A 22783-nucleotide genomic window follows, 5' to 3' on the forward strand; every position below is an offset into this window, starting at 1 on the left:
GGATCGGAGCTACTGCCGCGGCCACCCTCCCACGCATGCCAGAGCGTCTTGCAGGTCTCCTTTTGCCCGCCTTCACCCCCCGCCGCGAGGGGGATCTGGGGATTGGCGACACGCGTGCGATGAGGCACTGGATCGATATCTGCGCGAAGAGCGGCATCGGCTTCCTACAGCTCCTTCCGCTGAACGAGACCGGTGGCGACGACAGTCCCTACAATGCCATTTCATCGGTGGCTTTGGAGCCGCTCTATCTGAGCTTCGAGCCGAAGGATATCCCCGGGCTGGAAGCGGAGGATCTGGAGGTGGCGCGGGTCGAACTCGGAGATGCGCTTACCGCTAGCCGCGTGAACTACGCCGCAGTGAGGAAAGTGAAGCGCAGTCTTCTGGAGAAGGCATGGCTCAGGTTTCAGGCGGGGAAGGGAGACATCGCATTCTATCGCTTCCGTCGCGAGGAGTCGGCGTGGCTCGGCAATTACTGCATCTATCGTTGGTTGATGGATCAGAGCGGTGGCTCCGAGGCATGGGACTGGTGGCCGGAAGATCGCAAGACGGTGGCGGGAGCGCTGGCTTATCTGGCTGGCGAGCGGAGCAAGAATCCGGCGGCGGTGGACGATCGCCTGGAATTCTACGCATGGGTCCAGTGGCTCTGCTTCCGCCAGTGGCGGGCCGTGCGCCAGCATGCGGACAACAAGGGCGTGAAGCTGATGGGAGACATTCCCATCGGGGTAAGCCGCTACTCCGCGGACGTTTTCTTCCAGCGCGAGGACTTCGATCTCGAATGGTGCGGCGGCGCGCCTCCGGAGCTGATCTTCAAGCATGACCTCTTCATCCAGAAGTGGGGCCAGAACTGGGGCATCCCGCTTTACCGGTGGGAACGCATGCAGGCCGCTGGCTTCCCGTGGTGGCGGCAGCGTATCGCCAAGCTCACCGACATCTTCCATATCTTCCGGATCGATCACGTCCTCGGCTTCTACCGGATCTATTCTTTCCCTTGGCAGCCCCAGCGGAATGCCGAGTTCCTGCCGCTTTCCGAGAAGGAAGCTGCGAAGCTCACGGGAGGGCTGCTGCCGGAATGGGCACCGCGTCCGGATGACACGCCGGAGAACAAGGCGGCCAATCGAGCTGATGGTGACATCCGACTCCGAATGGCGATCGAAGCCGCGGGTAGCTCCGCGGTGGTGGGTGAGGATCTGGGCAGCGTGCCCGATTACGTGCGCCCGCATCTCGCATCCCTCGATGTGGCCGGCTTCCGGATTCCGCATTGGGACTCGGACGAGAAGGGTCACGTGATTCCGCCGGAAGCTCTGCCGGAGTGCTCCTTCGCCACCTACTCGACCCACGATCACGATTCCATCCCCGCGCTGTGGGCCAGCTTCCACCAACTGATTGCCGATCCCGATGCGGATCCCGACGAGCAGGAGAGGGCGGAGGAATACCTGCGTCTGATGGCCGAGTTCGCTGATGTGAAAGAAAGTGCTCCCTACGGTCCTGCTCTGAAAGAGTCCCTGCTCTCCGCGCTGCTGAGCTCACGCTCCCGATACGCCGCCTTCATGATCACGGATCTCTGCGATCTAACAGACCGGCTCAATTCCCCGGGTACGGTGGGTCCCCACAACTGGAGCTTCCGCCTGCCCATCGAGCTGGAGGCCAAGGCAGTGCTGGAACTCGGCAAGCTCCGTCCGATTCTGGAGAAGTCCGGGCGGCTCCTAGCGCCGTGAGGCCAACGCGGCTTCGATCCGCCAGCCATCCAGCTCATCCGGGGAAAGCCAGCCCGGCAGCTTCGGATGCCAGAAGGGCTCGTAGACGCAGGCGTTCCGCCCGATGACCCCGCCGAGATAGCTGAAGGTGCTCTTCGCCAGGAAGAGCAGGTCGCTCTTCACGAAGTGGTGGAAGGTCTCGAAGACGTCGTCATTCAGATGCAGGTCCGCGCCGAGATCGGCGAAGGCTTGGAAGTCCGCGGGATCGCCCTCCGAGAAGAGCCGGATCTTCGCGCCTTCCTTGCCGGTGACTTGTAGCACTTTCTCCAGTCGCTCCAGCACCACCTCATCGCCGGTGTAGCGTTCGGAGAAGCGACCGCTGGAACCGACATCTCCCCGCCGGAGATGCACGGCGATCTGCACCTTGCCGTCCGCATACCCCCCCAGCCCGGGTTTCGGGGAGAGCTCATACTTCGCCGCCAGATCCGGGGCGATGGCGCTCCAAGCCGCCGGGTGATGATCCGTGACCTTGTGGCAGTGGGCGACCACATGGAGGCGCCGGGAGCGGGGAAAGAAGCGGTGGGGCTTGGCGACCGCGCGTTCGGGGTAGGGGATACTCGCGGCAGAGGCCTCCCCGGCGCCTAGATTGAAAAAGTCCTCCCAGTCCCGGGCCCAGGTTTCCTGCGCAACTCCGGCCGGGGCGTGGGCTACATCGCTCAGCGGGGTGTGGGCGTAGGTCAGGCCCTTCAGCCGGGCGAGGATCATGGTCGAAATCCGCGCGGAAACCTGCGCCCCGCCGCCATCATCGCGATCGCGGCAGGTGATGTAGGCGTCCTTGGGGCGGAAGAAGGGGAGCGGCACGCGGGGAGGATGGACCGGGACCGGCCACCACCGGCAAGCCCCGAGCGCGGAAAATGCGCTTGGACCCCGGGGTATCCGCGCCTAGCCTGCCCCTGCCCATGGCCTGGTTCAAGCAGCTCAAAGAGAAACGGAAATACAGCAAGTGGATCGAGGACGGACGTCCCGACCCGCCGCCGCCGCTCGCCAAGCGCGAGATGCTGCTGGACTACAAGAAGAGGCACAACCTGCAGCTCCTCGTGGAAACCGGCACCTTCAAGGGCGACACGGTGGAAGCGATGCGCGGCGAGTTCAACAAGGTCTACTCGATCGAGCTTTCCGATAAGTTCCATGCGGAAGCGAAGAAGCGTTTCGCCAGCGCCGCGAACGTGGAGCTCCACCAAGGCGACAGCGGCAAGGTGATGCCCCAGGTGGTGGCGAAGCTGGATGCCCCGACCCTATTCTGGCTGGATGGTCACTACTCGGGCGGCGATACCGCCCAGGGAGACCTCAACTGCCCGGTTTGGGGCGAGCTGGAGGCAATCTTCGCCGGCATGAAGCAGCCTTTCGTGGTGCTGATCGACGATGCCCGCTGCTTCCGCCATGTGGGAGCCGTGGACTATCCCGCCGTTTCGGACATCGAGAAGTGGGTCGGCGAGCGCCGACACGATCTCGGTCTGGAGGTGGCGATGGATTGCATCCGCATCGCACCGAAGTGAGCGGTCGAGCTCGGCTCAGGGCTCGGTGAGGCGATAGTAGGCGCTGCCTTGGGGCGGCGCGCTATCCTCGAAGCGCACCCGGCCCTCGGCATCCGCCTCCGCCAGTCCCATCGGGAACCACTCGATCAGGTCGGTGGAGCGCTGGACTGCATAGGTGTATCCCGGAGTGCCGCTGGCGGTGAGCGTGATCTGCCCGGCGGCATCGCGTTCGATGCTGGAGAGCATGGAGGCGAATCCGCCCGGATCTTCTGCACCTGCGCCGGGGAGAAGCGGCGCGGCACCGGCGGCGCTGCTCGTCGCAATCAGCGAGGGGCGGGCCGAGGTCGCAGAGTTTTCAGCCGAAGCGAAGGAGACATCGAGCGAGGAGGAATCTGCTTCCAAGATGAAGCTGTAGATCGCTCCGGCCCCGACGTGCGAGGAGACATCGAAGCTCAGGACCTTGCCTTTCGAAATGTCCCCGGTGAAGACGGCGAGCTGAGGGCCCTTCGCGGGAGCGTTGGTGCCGGTGATGGTGCTTTCGGTCCAAGAGTTCGAGGTCGCGGCGTAGAGGCGCAGAGTCATGGAGCCGGATGAAACGTCGTCACTCTGGGTGAGCTTGAGCTCGGGTGCGGTCACGGCACCGACGCCGCGCGTATCAAATTGAAGGTAGATGATGCGCTTCCTGGAGCTGTTCTCGAGGCGGAGCAGCGAGCTGTTGAATCTCGATCCATTCTCCGTGTAGGCGTCGTGAGTGGCGGCGAAGGTGACGGGGGATCCACCTCCCGGGGCTGCATCTTCGATTACCACGCTCATCTCATCGCTCTCGCTCAGTTCACCATCGGAGGCGGTGAGACGGAGCACATAGGTGCCCGCCGTGCTGAATGTGGCGGTGGTGGTGGCGGATGCAGGATCTGCAAATGTCACCGCACCGGGGCCACTGACCCGCGACCAAGTGGTAACGAGTGTCGAGCCCGCGGGTTGTCCGTCGTCGCTGGCGCTACCGTTGAGCGCGATGCTCACCGCGCTGCCGCTGAGAGTAGCCGCTTGATCCGGGCCCGCGCTCACCGTGGGGATCTCGTTGTCGATGATGTCGGCCACGACATCGATGGTCATCTGATCGCTCGAAGCAAGAGCGCCGTCGCTGCCCGAGAGACGCAGGACATAACTTCCCGCGGCATTGAAGGTGGCATTCGTCGCCGCGGCATTGGCGGGCGAGAAGGACACCGGTGCGGGACCGCTCACCATCGTCCAAGACAGCGAGAGGGTGGAGCCCTGCGGCAGCCCGTCGTCGGAGGCCGAACCGGTAATCGGGATGCTGACCGGCTCGTTCCGATAGGAGCCGGAGCGATCGGGTCCGGCAGATACAACCGGTGCGGCATTCGCGGGAGCGCCGCCGCTGCCGGTGGTCGTCAGAACCGGGCGAGCGGATAAGAGGGTATTCTCCGAGGAGGCAAAGGTCACATCACGGGATGTATCCGTATCGAGGATGAAGCTGTAGATGCCCGGAGCGGTTACCACGGAGGAGACGTCGAAGTTCAAGGCTACTCCTGCTGGGATATCGCCATAGTAGGCGGCGACTTCGGCACCCTTGGCCGGTGCATTGGAACCGGTGATGGTGGCCTCATTCCAGTTGTTGGAAGTCGCGAAGAGACGGAGCTGCATCTTGCCGCTAGGGACATCGCCGCGCTGGGTTATGGTCAAGGTGGCGGAGGTGAAGGGGCCCGAGGATCCGCTGGTATCGAACTGCAGGTAAGAGATGCGCTTCCGCGATGAGTTCTCCACACGCAGGTCGGCATTGTTCACGTTGCTGCCATTCTGGAGAAAGGCATCCTGAGCGGCCACGGTGACGGTGGTGCCGCCGCCACCGGAACTGCTGATGACCACCGTGGTCTCGTCCGAGGCGCTGAGGCTGCCATCGGTGGCGGTGAGTCTCAGCACATAGGTGCCGACCGCGCTGAAGGTGGCCGCGCTGTTAGATGAAGCGGCGTTTGAGAAGGTGACGGAAGCGGGACCACTCACCGAACTCCAGCTCACGGCGAGGGTGCTGCCGGTGGGCAGGCCGTCATCACTGGCGCTGCCGGCGAGGGGGATCTGGGCAGAGCCGCTTGAAAGAGTCGCGGAGCGATCGGGACCTGCTGTCACTTGCGGAGCTTGGTTATTCGGTTGCCCCTCGGTGATCGTCACTTGCACCTCATCCGAGCTGTTCAAGGTGCCGTCGCTGGCGCTGAGGCGGAGGACGTAGACACCGGCTGCGGTGAAGGTGGCCGAGGTGCTCGCGCTGGTGGTGCTGGAGAAGCTGACCGCAGCAGGCCCGCTGACGCGGCTCCAAGTGCGGGTCAAGGTCGAGCCGGAGGGTAAACCATCATCCGAGGCCGAGCCATTCAGGGTGACGCTCACCGTGCCGCCGGAGAGGCTTGCCGACTTGTCGGAACCCGCGCTCACCACCGGAGCCTCGTTCGTAGGCGTGCCGCCGGATGTCGACTCGACCAAGGCGATCCAATCCGAGCCGGTGGAATCGGGCGGGCTCCCGAGATTGCGGGTGCCTCCGCCGCTGAGCGTCGGGCCGCTGATCAAAGCGCCTCCGTTGCGAGGGTCGAGCCAGCGCACGCGGAAGTTTCCACTCTGGCCGGAAAGGTTCAGTGTGTGTGATCCACCGGAGCGAAGCTGCACGATGTAGGCATCTCCCGGCTTGGCGAGGCAGCGGTTGGCATTGTTGCCGTTGTTGCTCACCAGCGAGTTCGCGTTCGACATTTCGTCGAAGGGAATGTCGTTGTTCTCGAAGAACTGCACCGCCGTCCTGCAGAAGGGCCAGAAGGAATGCCGGCTGCGGAAGTCGTCGCATGTGAGGTCCGACTGCTCCAGGGCGTAGCCGAAGTAGAACTCGACCCCTGCGCCGCCTGCCATGATGTTGCCCCAGAGGGCGTCCTTGCGGGCATCGGTGTGACTGGTGCCGGGATCGCTATCCGGCCGCAGGCTGTAGCGGGAGTCTCCAGGCTCATCCGTCGCCACCACCCAAGGCTTTCCGGCCGCCACCGAGCGGTCGATGTAGTCCTTGGTCATCGCGAAGTTATCGGTGAAGTCGTAGGCATTCAGTTGGAGCGAGAAGCCGGTCAGCTTCGAGGCATCGCCCATCATGTTGTAGTGGGTGGCTCCGTTGTGGATCACCAGGTGATGGCGATAAGGGTCGTTGTCGTAGAAATATTGGGCCCACGCTTGCTTCTGTTGGAGGGAGGCACCGTTGATCTCCTCGCCGAGGTTCCAATTCAGTGCGAGATGATGGCCGAAGCGAGCGATGAGCTCGCGATAGTAAAGCTTCCGTTGGTTGCCCAAGTTGCCGCTGTCGAGCATGAGCTCGTTCTCCGTCTCCTGGGTCTTGAAGTGGAGATACATCCCGTTACGGGTGCCGTGCTCGAAGACGATCTCCCACTGGTCCAGCTTCGAGACGTCCATTCGCAGGCGCTCACCGTAGGAGGTGTAGGGATAGACGTTCTTGTCATCCCCATCGATGTTCATGGTCAGGAAGGAGAAGGCATTCAATCCTTGGTCTGCCAGGTAGTTGACCGCACCGATCAAGCCCTTGCCCTTGCTGCCCTGCCAGACCGGATCGCCGTTCGACCAGTCTTGGATGTGCGGCGTGTAGGGGCGCACGTAGTCGTCCTCCCGGCCATCGGTTTTGAATTCACCATCGAAGTCGGTGTAGGCCAACAGGTTCTCCGGCGCATCCACGCCGGCCTTCATGAAATACCTGCCGCTTTCCGCGAAGCGGAGGTGATGCTTGTCCACATACTGCAAGCGGCCTTTCCCCCGGAAGTCCCGCCCGGTTTTGTCCGTGGCAGAGATCGGGAAGCTGCCGCTGTCGCCATCGAAGAAGCCCGCGCTGCTGCCGGCGTCGGGAAGATCCGCCATCGCCACATTGGATCCGGACCGGAAGGAGGCATTCCATGTCCAAGTGCCCGTCTCGTCCGGCGCGAAATGAACCCGCCATACATCGCCCGAGGTAGCAGAGGTATTCGCCGCATTGCCATCGGCTGCATAATAGCCCGGCACCCGGTAGACCTTGCCGCTCGCCGCGTGACGGAAGGTCACATCCAAGCGGTAGTTCGTGAACGGATTCGGAGTTGCGGATTCGCTGCTGTTAGGCCCGTCGAAACTGAGCGTGACCTTATGCCATTTGCGCAGTTCGCCGCTGAGCGATGCCGCCGCTGCGGAAGACGCCATGATCATGGCGAGAAGAAACACGAGGGATTTCATGAGATCGGGTCGATGAAGTTTTCGCTGAAGCAGTGCTTGCAAACTTCACGGATCTGGAGATCCCCGGGACGGGAGCCATGATGCGGGTGGTGATGAAGTTCGGGGGTGATGGGGTCGCAGGTGAGGACAACAGCTCTCCATCTCCAAAAGTCCGGAAACCTCGGAGTTGAGATGTTAGAAACACGGGTTTCCCAGTGGTGGCCGTGGGCTTTAATTGGTCCGCCGTTTGTCGCTTAGTCCCGATGGTGTCCATCGGGCATCGACCACGGATGCTTTATTGCACACCACGTGCCCGCAGCTTCGATAAAGCTGTTAGTTATTGGTAGTTATTGATCTATGGTTGCGCTCTACCCGGTCGCTGCCCTGCGGAAACTTCCCCTAAACGGGCAGGCTGCAACGCCGGGGTGGATGCATAATGCACGCAAGAGGCGCAGGACTTCGTTTGCACGAAATGCAAAAGGGACGATGATGCGGCGCATGGAGACTGGCCCTGATCTCCCGACCTCCCCGCTGGTCACGGTGGGGGAGTGGGATTCCTTTGACGAGGCGGACGAGCATGCGCTTGTCGTCTTGGCGATGGATCGCGAATGCTGGATCGAACCGGGTGACGGGACCTTTCTGGTACTGGCAACTCCGGAGGATGCCCCTGCGATCCGGCGGGAATTCGCGCTCTATGCGGAGGAGCAAGCAGAGCGTCGCGAGCGCGTGGAGCCGCCCTTGTTTCCCGCTGGCGTGGAGTTGATGCTGCTGTGGATCATCGCGCTCACCGCTGCATTCATGGTGCAGGAGCGTTATCCGGCCTTCACCGAGGACTTCTGCAATTCAAGCCGGGCCTTGGTGGAGAAAGGGGAATGGTGGAGGCCTTTCACGGCACTTTTCCTTCATGCGGACGGCGGCCATCTTCTGAGCAATATCGGGATCGGCGGCATCTTCTGTGTGATGGTGGCCCATACCGTGGGAGCATGGCGGGCATGGCTCTTGATTCTCGCGAGCGGAACCTTGGGCAACGCTCTGAACGCTTGGCTGCGCTATCCCTCGGACTTTGCTTCACTGGGTGCTTCGACAGCGACTTTTGGAGCCTTGGGCATTCTCACCGGCGCTGCAGTGTCTGCCGCATGGAGGTTCCGCTCACCGAAAGAATTCCGGCCGCTCGTCGCGCCGATCTTTGCGGGTGCCATGATGCTCGGGATGTACGGCGTGGGCGGAGAGGGGATCGATGTGTCCGGCCACTTCGCCGGGTGGGCCTGCGGTGCGGTTCTCGGGGTGCTGGGGGCGAGAAAGCTGCGTCCCGAGGTTGGGGACGAGCGCGAAAAGGCCGCGTTTGCCAGATCCTGAATGCTCCCCTCGGTAAGATGAGATCCGATCCGGGCGGGCAAGCCGCCAGCTTAGACTGTCACGGAGTTCTCCAAATGATCCAGCGTGAGCTGCAGTGAAGTCCGGATGTGGCGGCGCATGGCTTCGGAAGCTGCGGCACCATCGCGTTTCTCCAGCGCGTTGTAGATTTCCGTGTGCTGCTGATAGGCCATCAGCAGGCGCTCGAGTTCGTGGATCCCGAGGTCGGCGAAGAAGATCCGGGATTGCACCTGGCTTTCCTCCACGGTGCGGGCGAGCGCGGTATTCCGGGCTGCCAGCAGGATGGTCTTGTGGAAAGCAAGATCGGCATCGAGGAACTCGTCCAAGGCCGTGGATTCCAGACTGAGTTGGCCGGCTTCTTCAAATCCTTCCAGCAAGCGCTGCATGACGCCCATCTGCTGCTTGAGCAGGTCCAGATGACGGGATGACAGGCGTTCCGCCGCTTTGAAGGCGGCGAAGGTTTCGATAGCCTCCCGCACCTCGAATAGCTCGGCGGCGGTATTCTGGTTCAGCGAGCGCACCACGGCACCGAGACGGGGCACCAGTTCCACGAAGCCTTCGCTGGCGAGCTGGGTCACCGCTTCGCGCACCGGAGTGGTGGAAACCCCGAGCTCCTGGGCCAGTTGCTTGTAGTCGAGACGGGTCCCCGGCAGGAGCGTCCCGTCCAAGAGTCGGGAACGGAGCGTGGCATGAACGCGACGCGGAAGAGGTTGTTTCACCCCGCGCAGACTAGGTGAGCAGCCCGTTCCGACAAGCTACAATCTTTCATCCCAATCCGGCATAAACGAGAGCGGGCCTCATGATGAGGCCCGCCCGGGAATTCAGGGAATGGGATCCGGGGTGATCACTTCACCACCGTTTCGTCCATGATGCCGGCGTCGATATACTGGCCGCCGCGGGTCTGCTTGACCTCGATGGCGAGCAGGTTCTTGCCGGTCTTGAGAGCGGCAGCCGCCTTGTCGTCCAACTCGATCAGCACGTAGCCGCTGGTGTGGCCGCTGAGCTTGGCGATCTCTTGGCCGTTCAGGAAGACGGTGGCGTCCTCATCGTGATAGATGCGCAGCACCGGTTTGCCCTTGGGCGCGGCGGAGACGCTGAACTCACGGCGCAGCCAGATGGAGGGGCCGCTCCACTCCGTGTTCACCTTCGTGTTCGGGGTGTCGCGGGTGCCGAAGCCGCCCTTGCCTTCTTTCCAGGCCTTGTCGTCGAAGCCCGCGGCTTCCCAGCCACTGCCGGGATTCTCGGTGGTGAACTTCCACTCTTGGGCCTGTTGCTCGGAGGTAGCGACGATCGGCGCATAGGCCGCGGCGTCCGGGGTGGCGAGCAGCGAGTCGTGGATCGGCTTCAGCCAGGAGGCCGGCACCTTCTCGACGCGGTCGTAGGTCAGCAGGCCGTTAATTTCGCCCTCCACGTCCGTGGTCTGGGTGTAAACGCCGGCCGAGATGCCTTGGCGGCGGAGTCCCTTGAGCACGCCGATCGACTTGGTGTAGCGGCCCTTCCACTCGTCCAGCGACTGCGGTAGTCCGCCGTAGCCCCAGTTCTCCTTGGTTGCATCCCAAAGGTGGCCCTTCACCGGCCAGCCGTGGCCGCCGAACTCGCCCACGACTTTCACGTAGTCGTTGAAACGCTTGTCACCGAGCGGGAAGTTCGGGTCAGGGTAGGCGTGCTCGTCGGCGATGTCGCCCACGGGCCAGAAGTTACCGCCGGAAGCGATGTTGATCGGGCGGCTCTTGTCGTAGTCCGCCGCCATCTTGCCGACTTCCATGGTGCGGTGCTGGCCCCAGGCTTCGTTGAAGGGCGACCAGACCACGATGCAGGGTTGATCCTTCAGGTGATCGACCATCCGCTTGTATTCGGTCACATACTGCGCGTGGCCTTCATCCGACCACTTGCCTTCCGGTGGATTCGGCGCCATGCGCGTCCACTCCGGGTTGGAGCCGAGCGGTTCGGTCTTCGGGCCGTAGCCTTGGCTGACCTGATCCTGCCACAGCAGCATGCCCACCTTGTCGCAGTGGTAGTAGTAGCGGCGCGGCTCGACCTTGATGTGCTTGCGGATCATGTTGAAGCCCGCAGCCTTCAGGTAATCGATGTCGGAGATCATCGCCTCGTCGGAAGGCGGCGTGAGCAGACCATCCGGCCACCAGCCTTGGTCGAGCGGGCCCCAGTGGAAGATCGACTTGCCGTTCAGCGTGAAGCGCCAGTTGCCGTTTTTGTCCTGGGTTTTGCCAAGTTCGCGCAGCGCGGTGTAGGAGACGACTTGGTCGATGGTCTTGCCGCTGGCATCCTGTAGCTCGACCTTGATGTCGTAGAGATTCGGCGCATCTGGAGACCACAGTTGCGGTTCGGCGATTTGCAGTGCGACATTGCCGCTGCCGACGTTCTCGGCCACAGGCTTGCCCTTGAAGGCGGCGGTGACTTTCAGCTTCTCGCCCTGAACGGCGGGGCCCGAAAGCTTGGCCGTCACCGAGATCTTCCCGGTCTTGATGTCGCAGGCGTAATCGAGGTCATCGATCGCACGGGCGTTCACTTCTTCCATCCACACGCTCTGCCAGATGCCGGAGACGCGGGTGTACCAGATGCCGCCTGGATCGAGCTTCTGCTTGCCGACGAGCTGGTAGCCGCTGGTGGCATCATGCGCGCGCACGAGCAGTTCGTTGTCGCCGTCCTTCAGAGCATCGGTGATGTCGAAGGAGAAGGGGGTGTGGGCACCGACGTGCTTGCCGATCTCCTTGCCATTGAGCCACACGGTGGTCTCGTAGTCCACGGCTTCGAAGTGCAGGATCGTGCGCTTGCCCGCGGTCTTGGCTCCCTTGATCGAGCGCTTGTACCAGAGCGATTGGTTCGGCTCGAGCTGCTTGCCGACGCCCGAGAGCGCGGCTTCCGGCGCGAAGGGCACTAGGATCTCACCGGCCCACTCGCCCGGCTGGGCGGCGTCCTTGGCGGCGATGGCGTAGCTCCACAGACCGTTCAGATTGGTCCAGTTCTCGCGCTGCAGAAGGGGGCGGGGATACTCGTCCCAGGCATTCGCCGGGGTGACTTCCTTGGCCCACTTGGTCATGATCTTGCCCTCGACCGGCTTCCACTCGGCGTGGGCCGCGGGCAGCGTGAGCAAGAGGGCGAATAGGGGTGTGGTTCTCATAAGATTGATGGTGAGTCCGGCTCAGGGTGCGGCGGTGAGCTTCTTGTAGAGGTCGGTTTCTTCCTTATCGAAGGGCTTGCCGTCCTGATGGAAGAGTTCGTGAAACCAGACCTTGGGTTCCTCGGTGAAGGGCTGCTTCCAGCTTTCCCAAGGATACTGCGTCTGGGTTTTGCCAGCCACGAGACCCCACTGGTAGGCACCCACGCCCTTCTCCTTGAAGTAGGGCAGGATGTCCTGCAGTCGGCTCCCGGCGGTGCGGGCGAGGAACTCGGTGCAGAGCACCGGACGACCGTATTCGAAGAGGGGCTCGGTGAACTTCTTGGTCTCTGCGAGATCCTTGTAAACGTGGAAGCTGACCACGTCGGAGTGGTCGAGCTGGTAGGCATTCAGCGCGTCGCGCTTCTCCTTGGTGCTCCAGTCGTTGGCCCACACGCCGATGGTCAGAGGCTGGGATGGCCGGACCTCCCAAGCCCACTTGAAGCACTTCTGCACCAGATCGAGCGAGTGCTTCGGTTTATCCGCGAGTTCCACCGGGCCGTAGGCACTCTTGTTCGGATTGCCCGGCTCGTTGTAGAGATCCCAGATGATGACCCGCTTGTCGTCCTTGAAGCGGGTGAGCACGCCCTTCACGTAGGGCTCCAAGGCCGCGCGCTTCGCTTCGTCCTGCAGCACTTCCTTCCCGGGGGATTGCACCCAGCCGGAGTTGTGGACATGTGGCTTCGGATCGCGCTGGCGGCCCAGCTTGGGGCTCGGGTCCCACACGTCGTCGAAGAGAACGAACATGACGCCGATCTTGTGCTTCTCCGCGATTCCCAAGAACTGGTCCATGCGCTTGAGCAGTCCTTCCGAATCTTGCTCCCACAGAAGGTTGTGCAGGAATACCCGTGCCGTGTTCATCCCACAGCCCGCGGCGTAGCCCAGCTCCCGGTCGATGGTCGCGGGGTCGAAGGTTTCCTCCTGCCACATCTCCAACTGGTTGATCGCCGTGCTCGGGGTGAAGTTCGAACCGGCCAGCCATGGCCGCCCCTTCGCCCATTCCTGAGCCCTCTCGGCGGTCCATTGCTCTCCGGCGGAGGCAAACGAAGTCATTAGGGCACAGCAGGTCAGAAGTCGCAGACTGGGTTTCATTTGGCAAACAGGTTTGAAATGCGGTCGCTTGGGCCGCCAAACTTACAGGCCACAAGGGTGGACCGTCAAACTTCCTCCGCGTCCTAGGGGCGCAAATTGCTTTTCGGAGAAATTTGAAACCCTTCCTCGCCCGGAGGCGGATTTACCCGTGATGAGCGACCGAATCTCCGACCGTGGTTCCCGGCTGTGGCTGGCGGGACCGCTGCGCGCGGGGATCCGGCGCTCCCGGATTTCATTAGGAACGGCTTGGCCGGACGACGGGTCGGAGGAGGTATCGATGGCGTTGGGAGGCGCTGCGATGCTGACAGGAGATCATGACACGTCGTCCGGCTTACCGTTCCAGAGCACGTGTTTCTTGGTACATGGGTCAGGGGCGCTAGCCGGTGAGATGAGGGTCCTATCCGGCTATCGCCCTGAAGCCTTGATTGCTTTGTGCGGTTGAAACGCGCTTTCCCCCCGTCGAATCCAATGCGAGAAAGCGAAGGCCCCATGGGAGAGATCTCCATCACCCCGCGAACGGACGGTCAGGCGGATGCCTGGGACGGTTCGTGGCTGCTCGGCCGGATCGCCCGCCAGGACTCCGAGGCTCTGGCGGAGCTTTACCGCATGTGGGGCGACCGCCTCTTCAGCATGGCTTTGAATTGGGTGAACGACGAGGGCGCGGCGAAAGAAGCGCTGCAGGATTGCTTCCTGCGGATTTGGAAGCGGGCAGGGGATTTCGATTCGGACAAGAGCCGCGGCTTCACTTGGTGTGCGATGATCCTGCGCGGGCTCTGCCTCGACCATCTCCGGAAGAAGCGGCGTCGCGCTGCGGTCTGGCAGGACTGGGAGCGCATGCCGGCGCTGGAGATCCCATCGCGGGGCGGTGTGGAGGATCTGTTTTTCCGCGATACCGTTTCACGCGTGCACTCCGCGCTGGAGCAGCTCGACGAAACGGAGGCGGAGAGCATCCGGATGGCCTTGTTTCACCCCGGAACCTTGCAGGACCATGCCTCACGCTGGGGCGTACCGCTCGGCACGGCGAAGATCCGCGTGCACCGCGCGATGCAGAAGCTGCGCGACGCTTTACGGAAAGGAGGGGTGGTCGATGAGCAGGACTGACCGCGAAGACGCCCTTGCCCGAGCGCTGGATATCTTGCCACCGGGCGATCCTGCGACGAGCGACCCTCGTCTGCTGCGCGATCCCGCGCTGCAGGAAGAGGCTCGTGCCGCCCGCGAGACTGCGGCGGATCTGTGGCTGGCGGTTTCGCCGCTGCGTGCCGCTCCGCCGGATGTGCTGCATTCGGTGATGGATAAGATCGGTCTGCCTCAGGCCGTGGTGCCGCAGCGCGGGATCACCCGACTTGCTCCGCTCTTGGCCGCGAGCGGGTGGGCCGCGGCTGCGGCAATTGCGATCTGCCTCTGGCCGCGCGGAACCCAGATCCAACAGCCCGGCGGAGTGATCGCGGAGGAAGCTCCGAAGTCCAAGGCCAGCACCCGGGATGAAGCACCGGAGCTTGCGCGTCCATCCCATGCCGAGCCTGACAATGATTCCCAAGAACAGCGCGAGATCCAGCGTCTGAAGAAGCGGCTTGCGAGTCTGAACGATATCAAGTCTTCGGCAGCGCCGCGGATCATGAGCCTCACCGCGCCGGGGATGCCGCGGCGCTCTCCGGAGGAAACGAATCAAAGGCTTTCCTCTGCCTTGGTGGAGGCGCTGAAGAACTCCCTGCAGGCGCAGAGTGGTGCACCGCTGGATCCCGCCTCCCTGGTGATCCAGCGCGGGTGGCTGCCTCAAGGGCTGGTGGCTCCGGATGACGGCAAGAGCATCCGTCACTTGAACTTCCCCGAGGAAGCTTGGCGGGAGAACCATCTGCTGCGTGCCGACGACGGATCTTACCTGGACGAGGCACGCCAGATCGTCTGGACCCGGGAAGGAGATGGCAGCGTGTTCGTAGGCCGCAAGATGCCGGATGATCTTGATCTCGCGGCTTACCGGCAGCCTGACGACACCGACAAGGATACCAGCGTGGCGACCTTGGGAGGCCCGCGCACGGCACCGGAAGGCTTCGTCATCGAGGATCCGTTGACGAATCAGACGGAGGTGGTGATCGACCAAGTCCCGGCCTTGGCCGAGGGCAGCCAGCATCAGATCGTTTGGTACAATGCGGCGGGTGAGCAAGGCACTATCTCGCTGGATTCCTCGTCGCTGGTAGGTAGCGGTGCCGGAGCAGGCGCCAATCCCTCGATCGTCGGTCCCTTCGCCACAAACAACGGCACTGCTGTCACACAGTATTCGGTAGGAGGCATGCTGCTCTACACGATTCCGAACGTGAGCAACCTGACCTCTTTCCAGCTGCAAGAGGTGTCGATCATTCCCAACGGTGTCCCACCGCGCGTGATCGTTACGGGCGGCCGCTGAAGTCAGCCGATATCGTCGAGCTCGCGGAACATCACATGCGCGTCCACGTAGCCGAGTTGTTCGTGGCGGAATGCGCCCGGGGACGTCCCGATGATGCGGAAGCCGTGCTTCTGCCAGAGCCGCACCGCGACCGTGTTCGTGGCAACCACGATATTGAACTGCATCGCGCGGAAGCCGAGGGACTTCGCGTAGCGCAGCGAGTGTTCGCACATCATTCCTGCGATGCCACGGCCACGCGCGGCGGACGCGGTCATGTAGCTCGCATTCGCCACATGTGAGCCGCGGCCCGGTTGGTTTGCTTTCACCACGTAGCTGCCGACCACCTCGCCATCTAACAGGGCGACCTGTGGGTGGAATTGTGGTGCGAACCAGTAAGCGCCAAATTGATCCAATGTGGTGCCAGCCTCGAAGACGTAGGCATCACCGGCGGCGATCACCTCTTGGAAGATCGTCCAGACCGCTGCGATGTGGGATTCATCCGCGGGTATGATGGCGATCCCTTGAGTCATTCGATCAGATCACCCGGCACCAGAGCAGCTTGAGGTAGCGGGACTCGGGGTAGTTCGAGAGGGTGGGGTGGTCGGGGCCGGCACCGGTCCGATCGAAGATCTGCAGACGACGGTCCTGACGGTGGGCGGCGGAGACGACGATCTTCTCGAACTCATCCGCGGAGAGCATGCCGGAGCAGGAGCAGGTGACGAAGAGTCCGCCGGGCTTCACGAGCTGCAGGGCCAGCTTGTTCAGGTCGTGATACTTGTTGTGCCCCAGCTGGTCCTCGCGGCCGTGGATGAACTTCGGGGGATCGGCGATGACGAGATCCCACTTGCGGCCGTTTTCGATCATCGTGCGGGTCCAGGTGAAGGCGTCCGCGTGGGTGAACTTGACGCGCTGCTGGTTCAGGTTGGCATTGCGCTTGGCCAGTTCGACCGCGTTCTCATCGAGGTCCACGGCGGTGACTTCCTCGGCTCCACCCAAGGCGGCGCTCACGGAGAAGCCGCCGGTGTAGCAGCAGAGGTCGAGCACGCTCTTGCCTGCGGCAAGGGCACCGAACTTCTTGCGGTTGTCACGCTGGTCGCAGAAGAAGCCGGTCTTGTGACCACCGGAGGGATCGATCTGGAAAGTCACACCGTGCTCGCGGATCTTCAGCGGGCGGATGGTCTCGGAGAGCGAATGGCCGAGCGAGGGGATGCCCTCGATACGGCCGAGATCGGGATCGACCCGGACGTGTGCCTTCTCGGTGCCAAAGGCTTCGTGCAGCGCGGGGATCCAAGCGTCGAGTCGCTGCCATGCGGCAAGGTTGGTGACCTCCAGTGAAAGCACCTTGCCGAACTTGTCGGCGACCAAGCCGGGAAGCTGGTCGGCATCGGCATGGATGGCGCGGTAGGCTTCCGTGGTCTCATCCAGCTTCATGATGTTCCGGCGCAGCTCGGCGGCGCGCTGGATGGCTCCGATGAAGAAGTCCTCGCCGACCACCTCGGCGCCGTGGGCGAAGACGCGCAAGGGCATGCCGGCCTTGGGATTCCAGAAAGCGCTGCCGAAGGGCTTGCCCTCCTTGTCGATCACTTGGACCAAGGAACCCGCCTTGGCGTCGCGGGAAACCTCCCCGATCATCCGGGGCCAGATCGCGGGGTGGTAGCTAAAGTATTTGAGGCGGACCGTCGGCACGGAGCCAGCGTGGGATCCTCGGGCGGGGAAATTCAATGAAAAGCTGCCGATTGCCGCCATGTGTCGCCGTATTCCCCGGCTTGCAAGAAGCTCGGGCTAGGTTTAAGGGGTGAATTGCATGAAATCCTTGATCTTCATACTGTTTGCCCTCCTTGCACTGTGCCACGTGACCCACGCGCAGAAGCTCAAGTGGACTGCCGAGATCGCCACGGATTCGGACTTTGCCAGTCCCGTGTTCTACAGCGACGGGGTCGGAGGCGGGGTAGTCCGAGGCACGACCTCAGGCAGCGCCGTCTACTATTGGTTTAGTAATAAAGGGATCTTGAAAGGGTCCGTCGTCGCCAGTCTGGCAAACGACCAGGGATCTCCCCTCATGATCTCGCCCACCCGTTTTTACATCATGACGAAATTGGCTCCGTTTAACATCTACTCGCTCCGCCGCTACACGGCGAAAAAGGGGGGAGAGCTGGATGCGAACCTCACCACCCTGAGTTCCGAACGGGCACTCAGCCTGATGGAGGGAACCCAAGAGAAATGCAATGACAAGACCGGCTTCGCCGTGGCATTCACCGGGACTTCCACTCTTTACGTGGAGCGCTACTCCCACTGAGAGTGCCTTACTTCCGGCGACGGCGCAGGAACAGGCTGCCCAAGCCGCCGAGAGCAATCAGCATGGCCGACGGCTCCGGGACCGTAACGATCGAGAGATTGTCGTAACCGACGATCCGGTCCGATGCGAAACCGATGAACCCGTCTTGGGCGGTGAGCTGGTTGATGTTCGCTGTTCCCAGCAGAACACCGTTGGCATAGTAGTCGATGCGGCTGCCATTGCCGGCGAATGCGGAGCCGGTGCCCGCCGTGTCCGAGAGAACGATCCGGTAATCCGTCCACGCGTTGTAGCCGACCGATGCTCCGGCGCCACCCACGCTGTTCGAGCCGTGGTTCCAGACCTCGGTCCCGCCGTTCGCGCGGAAAAGGATCGAGGCGACATTGGCGCCGTTAACGAAGGGCATGCCTGAGACATCCCCGACCGTCACGGAGACCCAGTTGTCCAAGCCGGTCGCACTGGTACTGGAGATCAATCCGCGGAAGCTGATCTCGAGCGGCAGGGTCTCCGAGGAGAAGTTGTGATTCACGAAGGCGCGTCCGCTGAAGGCCGCGAGGAACTCGTCGCCGAGATCGCTTCCCGGGCTGGGCGGCAGCGTCGTGAGGTTCCCGATCTGGACGTTGTTGAGCTGCTGGTAACCCACGGTCGCCAAGGTGCCACCCTGGCGGCCCGGGTTGGTAATCTGGTCGTTGGGAGAGCCGGGAGCGGTCGCGTCGAAGTTGTCCGTGAAGAGAACCACGGCATTCGAAGTCGCGAGACTACAGGTCAGGAGCGCGAGACCGCGCCACAGTGGGGAGAGGGAGGTGGTCATGGGCAGACGTGGGGGAGTCTGCCGACGAGATCGGAAAGTGACGATTTAATCAGATTCCATCTCCCTGCCAAAATGCAGGCGGCTTCAAACTTCCCCGAGGCGGCCCGTGCTATCGCCGAAGCGCTCCATCTGCGGCACGCCCATGCTATCGAGCATATTCAGGTAGAGGTTGCACATCGGCGTCGACTTGTGGGTGATGTGACGTCCGGGATTGAGCGCACCGCCGCCATTGCCCGCCAAGACCACCGGGAGATTCGAGTGCGTGTGGCGGTTGCCGTCCGAGTTGCCGCAGCCGTAGACGATCATCGAATTGTGGAGAATCGATTTCCCATCCACGTCCTGCTTCGATTCAAGCTGGGCGAGGAACTCCGCGAAGCGATCCGCGTAAAAGCGGTCGATGCGGGTGACCTTGTCGATCATGTCCTTGTCCTCGCGATGGTGCGAGAGGGAGTGGTGACCTTCGGCGACCTGGATCTCCGGGAAGGAGCGGTTGCTGCCATCGCGGGCCAACAGCATGGTGGCGACGCGGGTGGCATCGGTCTCGAAGGCCAGCGCGGTCATCTGGAACATCAGCTTGATGTAGTCGTCATAGGCGCGCGGAATGCCGTCGGGGGTGACCATGGCAGGGTCCGGGATGTCCTTGAAGCCCTCGGCCGTTTCGATCTGTTGCTCGATCTCACGAATGCCGGTGAGATACTCGTCCATCTTCGCCTTGTCGCGATGAGTGAGCTGGCCTTGGATCGCCTTCGCGTCCTCCATCACGAAGTCGAGGATCGAGCGCTGCTGGGCACGGCGGCGGGCGAGGCTCTCGCCGCGTTCACCCGGATTGCCGGAGCCGAAGAGACGCTCGAAGATCAGACGCGGATTTGATTCAGGTGAGAGCGGCGAGGTCGGCGTGCGCCAGGCGAGGTTCGACTCGTAGGCACAGGAGTAGCCGGAGTCACAGCCGCCCGACTTGCGATGCGGATCGCAGGACATCTCCAACGACGCGAAACGGGTGCCGCGTCCAATGTTCTGGGCCACGATCTGATCGACGGAGATCCCGGCGTAGATGTCGCTGCCCGCCGTCTTCTTCACTCGCACGCCGGTGAGGAAGGTGCCGTTGGCGCGGGCATGGTCGCCCGCACCGTCATTGCCCGGGTCGGCATTGAGATGCTCCAGCCCGGAGATGACCTGCACGCGGTGCTTCAGTGCCTGCAAGGGCTCCAACGTGTTGGCGAGCCTGAAGTCGGCTCCTGCACCCTCCGCAGTCCAGTGGCTCTGGATCGCGCCGTTCGGAAAGTAGAGGAAGGCCATGCGCAGCGGTGCGCCGCTGGCGGTGGTGGCGACAGCACGGCCGGTGGCACTGGCGGCCATGGCACGCGGCATGAAGGCTTCGAGCGAGGGCAGGGCGAGCAGGGCTCCCATCCCGCGGAGGAAGCGGCGGCGGTTCAAGGCGGCGTCGTTCATGTCGAGGGTCGTTGGCGTTTTTGGAAAGGGGCGGACTCGATGATGCCCGTGATCAGGGTCGAAAACTTGCCGCCGCTTGCCTCGAGTTTTTCGACGATGGCATCGACGGTGGTGATGTCGCAGGGCTCCGGACCGCGGCCCAAGGCGTAGGTCAGAAGCTTCTCGGTGATACAGCGATAATAGTCCGTGCGGCGGGAGGTGACCAGCAGGTGTTTCAACTCGCGGACGTCGGCGAACTTCTCACCGGTGATGAGCTGGCCTTCCGGGGAGGCGAGCGGTTGACCGCGCTCCTGGTCGCGCCAGAGCCCCATCGCATTAAAGTTCTCCAGCGCGAGCCCGAGCGGGTCCATGCGGTTGTGGCAGGAGGAACAGAGCGGTTGTTCGCGGTGCAGGGCGAGCGCTTCGCGGAGGCTGAGTTCCTCACCATTGGCGCCCTTCTCCGAGGCTTCCAGCGAGGGGATATTCGGCGGTGCGGGCGGCGGCGGGGTGCCGAGGATGTTGTCCAAAATGAAGAGGCCGCGCTTCACCGGTGAGGTGCGGGTGGGGTTCGATGTCACCGCAAGTACGGAACCCATCGTAATAACGCCGCCGCGCGGGCTGTCCGGCGGTAGCTTTACCAGGCGCATGTCGCCGCCCTCCACGCCGGGGATGCCGTAGTGGGAGGCCAGTTCGCCATTGAGGAAGGTGCTGTCGGTATCGACCAGCTCCAGGACGCTGCGGTCCTCCCGCAGCAGGTATTCGAAATACATTTCCGCCTCGCGACGCATGGCGGTGCGCAGGGAGCCGCCGAACTCGATCCGGCGGCCGCGGAACTTCGCGCGCAGCGCCTTCATCTCCTCGCGCAGGGTGGCGACCTTCCCTTGGTCGCCCGCTTTCTCCGCTTCATCGATCTCGCGGTTCAGACGGCGGAAGGTTTGGAAGCGCTCGTTCATCTCCTTCTCCGTGCCAGAATCGCGGGAGAGGACGACGCGGGCATCGATACTCACGCCCTCGACATCGCGGGTCTGAAGCCATTGGCCGGCGAAGTTCTCCACGAACTCCCCGGAGCGGCGGTCTTTCAGGAGACGCTCGACCTGTTGCGGCAGGTTCTTCCGCAGCTCGCCTTTCTCCGCGAGGCGCAAGAGCTCCTCATCCGGCATGGTGGACCAGAGGAAGTAGGAGAGACGCGAGGCCAGCGCATATTCATCCAGCAAGGGATGCTCGGAAGGAGTCCCGACGGGCAGGGTGTCCTCGATGCGGAAGAGGAAGCGCGGGGAAGCGAGGATCGCGGAGATCGCGCGGCCGATGCCCTTCTCGAAGGTTCCGCCGGGAGCCTCCATCGTTTGCTTGGCGAAGCCTGAGAGCTTGGTCACGGTCGCCTCATCCACCGGGCGCCGGAAGGCCTTGCTTGCGAAGCGCTGCAGGATCTCGCGGGCGTAAACATCGCGCTCGCTTGCATCCTGCGGCACCGAGTCCCGCGTGAAGAACTTCTCGTAGTTCGGCGGATGCACGGTGAACTCCGGCTCCAAGGGGCCGATGAGGGTGATGCCTCTCAAGTGCAGGTGCACGCTTGGCGGTCCATCTCCCAGGTCCGGAGGTTGCTCGGACTTATCCACCAGCGGAGCCAGCGTGAGCCGCAAGGGATAGCTTCCGGGCTCACACTTGAGTTCAAGGCTGGATTCCAGCTTCTGGGCCGGACTCCACTTCATCTCTTGCTCGATCTGCTTGGCTCCGTTCACATACCAAGCGGCATTCGCACGGCCGGGGTCGTAGGAGAAGGATCCGTGGGCGGTGGCATTAAGCAGGATGCGGTAGGTGCCCGCCTGCTTGATTTCGAGTTGGGCCGTGAGGTCTGCCGGCTCGTAGAGGGACAGGCGGTATTCCCAATCGCCTTCACCGCGCTGGCCTTCGCCGCGGAACATGCCTGCCGGATAGTTCCGCTGCGGGGTCACCCGGTTTTCCAGCGGCATGCCCTTGTCCACGATCGTCTCCGCCGCCTGCATGTATTTCTCCAGCAGGAGGGGGGAGGTGGAAAGCACGTCGCCGATGTTGTCGAAGCCGTAGCCGGTGTCGTCGGCGGGGAACTCCTCGTCGGTGCGGAAATCGTAGCCGGTCAGTTCGCGGACGGTGTTGCGATATTCCTCGCGATTCAGGCGGCGCAGGGTGACGCGGCCCGGGTCGGGATTCGCCGGGTCCAAGCGGAGCGGGCCGCTCTTGATCCATTCTTCAAGGGTCGCGAGCTCCTCCGCGGTGGGGCGCTTCTTCTTGGCAGGCGGCATCATGCCGGAACGGAGGTTCCGCAGCGCGTGGTCCCACAGGGTGGTTTGCTTCATCAGCTCCTCCACGGAGCCGTAGGTGTCGAAGCTCACCTTGCCCTTGTCCTCGCCCTCGCCGTGGCAGTTGAAGCAATGGTCCTCCAGGATCGGCAGGATCTTGTCCTCGTAGACGGCGGCATGGTCGTCCGCCCTCGCCCCCGTGCAGAGGCACAGGATCGAGGCCGTCCGTAGGAGGAGAGAGCGGGAAGGCACTGGCATGGGAAACACTCGGGATCGGCAAAAGTCGCCATGCCGGGAACGCTCCGGAACGAAGCTTTCCTGCACGATGACACACCGCCGCTATGAGGTTTCCCCCGGATTCCTATTCCCGGTGCCCTTGTCATACACCTGCGCGTAAAAACGACACCGGGCACCGGATCAAGGTTCCGGTGCCCGGCTCGCGGGTGGGGTTTCAACAGCGGGAAAGGGATTTTCAAGGCCCGGCCAAGCGCCGGA

The 22783-nt window shown here is 62.9% G+C and carries 16 protein-coding genes; 6 read left to right on the forward strand and 10 right to left on the reverse strand.

What is annotated here, in order from left to right; all coding sequences use genetic code 11:
• Positions 1-35: 35 nt before the first annotated feature.
• The gene (locus OJ996_RS10990) at positions 36-1715 is read left to right on the forward strand and encodes a 4-alpha-glucanotransferase (RefSeq protein WP_264513611.1); all 1680 of its coding nucleotides are present in this window, start codon (positions 36-38) and stop codon (positions 1713-1715) included.
• Here the strand turns inward: OJ996_RS10990 and OJ996_RS10995 are convergent.
• A complete protein-coding gene (locus OJ996_RS10995) occupies positions 1704-2555 on the reverse strand; it encodes a hypothetical protein (protein ID WP_264513612.1) in 852 nt (283 codons plus the stop codon). The genes OJ996_RS10990 and OJ996_RS10995 overlap by 12 nt on opposite strands.
• A 98-nt stretch (positions 2556-2653) precedes the next feature.
• Between OJ996_RS10995 and OJ996_RS11000 the strand changes: the two genes are divergently transcribed.
• Positions 2654-3250, forward strand: a complete 597-nt coding sequence (locus OJ996_RS11000) for a hypothetical protein (protein ID WP_264513613.1) — start codon at positions 2654-2656, stop codon at positions 3248-3250.
• Positions 3251-3265: 15 nt separating this feature from the next.
• Here OJ996_RS11000 and OJ996_RS11005 read toward each other — a convergent pair whose 3' ends face one another.
• Positions 3266-7480, reverse strand: a complete 4215-nt coding sequence (locus tag OJ996_RS11005) for a PKD domain-containing protein (RefSeq protein WP_264513614.1) — start codon at positions 7478-7480, stop codon at positions 3266-3268.
• Positions 7481-7957: 477 nt separating this feature from the next.
• On the opposite strand from OJ996_RS11005, the gene OJ996_RS11010 reads away from it, so the two are divergent.
• Positions 7958-8815 carry a rhomboid family intramembrane serine protease gene (locus OJ996_RS11010; RefSeq protein ID WP_264513615.1) on the forward strand — a complete coding sequence of 286 codons (858 nt, stop codon included), beginning with the start codon at positions 7958-7960 and terminating at the stop codon, positions 8813-8815.
• Positions 8816-8865: 50 nt separating this feature from the next.
• On the opposite strand, the gene OJ996_RS11015 is transcribed toward OJ996_RS11010, so the two are convergent.
• The 3 genes from OJ996_RS11015 to OJ996_RS11025 form a co-directional block, all read right to left on the reverse strand.
• A complete protein-coding gene (locus OJ996_RS11015; RefSeq protein WP_264513616.1) occupies positions 8866-9552 on the reverse strand; it encodes a GntR family transcriptional regulator in 687 nt (228 codons plus the stop codon).
• 125 nt (positions 9553-9677) lie between these two features.
• Complete coding sequence (locus OJ996_RS11020; protein ID WP_264513617.1) at positions 9678-11972, reverse strand: glycoside hydrolase family 2 protein; 2295 nt, start codon at positions 11970-11972, stop codon at positions 9678-9680.
• A gap of 21 nt (positions 11973-11993) precedes the next feature.
• Positions 11994-13100: a cellulase family glycosylhydrolase gene (locus OJ996_RS11025; RefSeq protein WP_264513618.1), complete on the reverse strand. Its 1107-nt coding sequence runs from the start codon at positions 13098-13100 to the stop codon at positions 11994-11996.
• Positions 13101-13589: 489 nt separating this feature from the next.
• On the opposite strand from OJ996_RS11025, the gene OJ996_RS11030 reads away from it, so the two are divergent.
• The gene (locus OJ996_RS11030) at positions 13590-14201 is read left to right on the forward strand and encodes an RNA polymerase sigma factor (protein WP_264513619.1); all 612 of its coding nucleotides are present in this window, start codon (positions 13590-13592) and stop codon (positions 14199-14201) included.
• The gene (locus OJ996_RS11035; RefSeq protein WP_264513620.1) at positions 14188-15501 is read left to right on the forward strand and encodes a hypothetical protein; all 1314 of its coding nucleotides are present in this window, start codon (positions 14188-14190) and stop codon (positions 15499-15501) included. Before OJ996_RS11030 ends, OJ996_RS11035 begins: the two co-directional genes overlap by 14 nt.
• Before the next feature lie 2 nt (positions 15502-15503).
• Here the strand turns inward: OJ996_RS11035 and OJ996_RS11040 are convergent, their stop codons facing one another.
• Positions 15504-16010 carry a GNAT family N-acetyltransferase gene (locus OJ996_RS11040; RefSeq protein ID WP_264513621.1) on the reverse strand — a complete coding sequence of 169 codons (507 nt, stop codon included), beginning with the start codon at positions 16008-16010 and terminating at the stop codon, positions 15504-15506.
• Positions 16011-16014: 4 nt separating this feature from the next.
• A complete protein-coding gene (locus OJ996_RS11045) occupies positions 16015-17166 on the reverse strand; it encodes a class I SAM-dependent rRNA methyltransferase (RefSeq protein WP_264513622.1) in 1152 nt (383 codons plus the stop codon).
• Positions 17167-17284: 118 nt separating this feature from the next.
• Between OJ996_RS11045 and OJ996_RS11050 the strand changes: the two genes are divergently transcribed.
• A complete protein-coding gene (locus OJ996_RS11050) occupies positions 17285-17776 on the forward strand; it encodes a hypothetical protein (RefSeq protein ID WP_264513623.1) in 492 nt (163 codons plus the stop codon).
• A gap of 7 nt (positions 17777-17783) precedes the next feature.
• Here OJ996_RS11050 and OJ996_RS11055 read toward each other — a convergent pair whose 3' ends face one another.
• The 3 genes from OJ996_RS11055 to OJ996_RS11065 form a co-directional block, all read right to left on the reverse strand.
• Complete coding sequence (locus OJ996_RS11055) at positions 17784-18584, reverse strand: PEP-CTERM sorting domain-containing protein (RefSeq protein ID WP_264513624.1); 801 nt, start codon at positions 18582-18584, stop codon at positions 17784-17786.
• An 84-nt stretch (positions 18585-18668) separates the two neighbouring features.
• The gene (locus OJ996_RS11060; protein ID WP_264513625.1) at positions 18669-20033 is read right to left on the reverse strand and encodes a DUF1552 domain-containing protein; all 1365 of its coding nucleotides are present in this window, start codon (positions 20031-20033) and stop codon (positions 18669-18671) included.
• Complete coding sequence (locus OJ996_RS11065) at positions 20030-22546, reverse strand: DUF1592 domain-containing protein (RefSeq protein ID WP_264513626.1); 2517 nt, start codon at positions 22544-22546, stop codon at positions 20030-20032. Before OJ996_RS11065 ends, OJ996_RS11060 begins: the two co-directional genes overlap by 4 nt.
• Positions 22547-22783: the final 237 nt, after the last annotated feature.

The sequence above is a fragment of the Luteolibacter rhizosphaerae genome (assembly GCF_025950095.1).
GTDB classification, from domain to species: Bacteria; Verrucomicrobiota; Verrucomicrobiia; order Verrucomicrobiales; family Akkermansiaceae; genus Haloferula; species Haloferula rhizosphaerae.

Excerpts from the sequence above, each read along its gene's own strand:
- OJ996_RS11020 (WP_264513617.1), bottom strand. The coding sequence starts at position 11,972 with ATGAGAACCACACCCCTATTCGCCCTCTTGCTCACGCTGCCCGCGGCC.
- OJ996_RS11035 (WP_264513620.1), top strand. The coding sequence starts at position 14,188 with ATGAGCAGGACTGACCGCGAAGACGCCCTTGCCCGAGCGCTGGATATC.
- OJ996_RS10990 (WP_264513611.1), top strand. The coding sequence starts at position 36 with ATGCCAGAGCGTCTTGCAGGTCTCCTTTTGCCCGCCTTCACCCCCCGC.
- OJ996_RS11040 (WP_264513621.1), bottom strand. The coding sequence starts at position 16,010 with ATGACTCAAGGGATCGCCATCATACCCGCGGATGAATCCCACATCGCA.
- OJ996_RS11060 (WP_264513625.1), bottom strand. The coding sequence starts at position 20,033 with ATGAACGACGCCGCCTTGAACCGCCGCCGCTTCCTCCGCGGGATGGGA.
- OJ996_RS11030 (WP_264513619.1), top strand. The coding sequence starts at position 13,590 with ATGGGAGAGATCTCCATCACCCCGCGAACGGACGGTCAGGCGGATGCC.
- OJ996_RS11010 (WP_264513615.1), top strand. The coding sequence starts at position 7,958 with ATGGAGACTGGCCCTGATCTCCCGACCTCCCCGCTGGTCACGGTGGGG.
- OJ996_RS11055 (WP_264513624.1), bottom strand. The coding sequence starts at position 18,584 with ATGACCACCTCCCTCTCCCCACTGTGGCGCGGTCTCGCGCTCCTGACC.
- OJ996_RS11005 (WP_264513614.1), bottom strand. The coding sequence starts at position 7,480 with ATGAAATCCCTCGTGTTTCTTCTCGCCATGATCATGGCGTCTTCCGCA.
- OJ996_RS11000 (WP_264513613.1), top strand. The coding sequence starts at position 2,654 with ATGGCCTGGTTCAAGCAGCTCAAAGAGAAACGGAAATACAGCAAGTGG.
- OJ996_RS11025 (WP_264513618.1), bottom strand. The coding sequence starts at position 13,100 with ATGAAACCCAGTCTGCGACTTCTGACCTGCTGTGCCCTAATGACTTCG.
- OJ996_RS11050 (WP_264513623.1), top strand. The coding sequence starts at position 17,285 with ATGAAATCCTTGATCTTCATACTGTTTGCCCTCCTTGCACTGTGCCAC.
- OJ996_RS11065 (WP_264513626.1), bottom strand. The coding sequence starts at position 22,546 with ATGCCAGTGCCTTCCCGCTCTCTCCTCCTACGGACGGCCTCGATCCTG.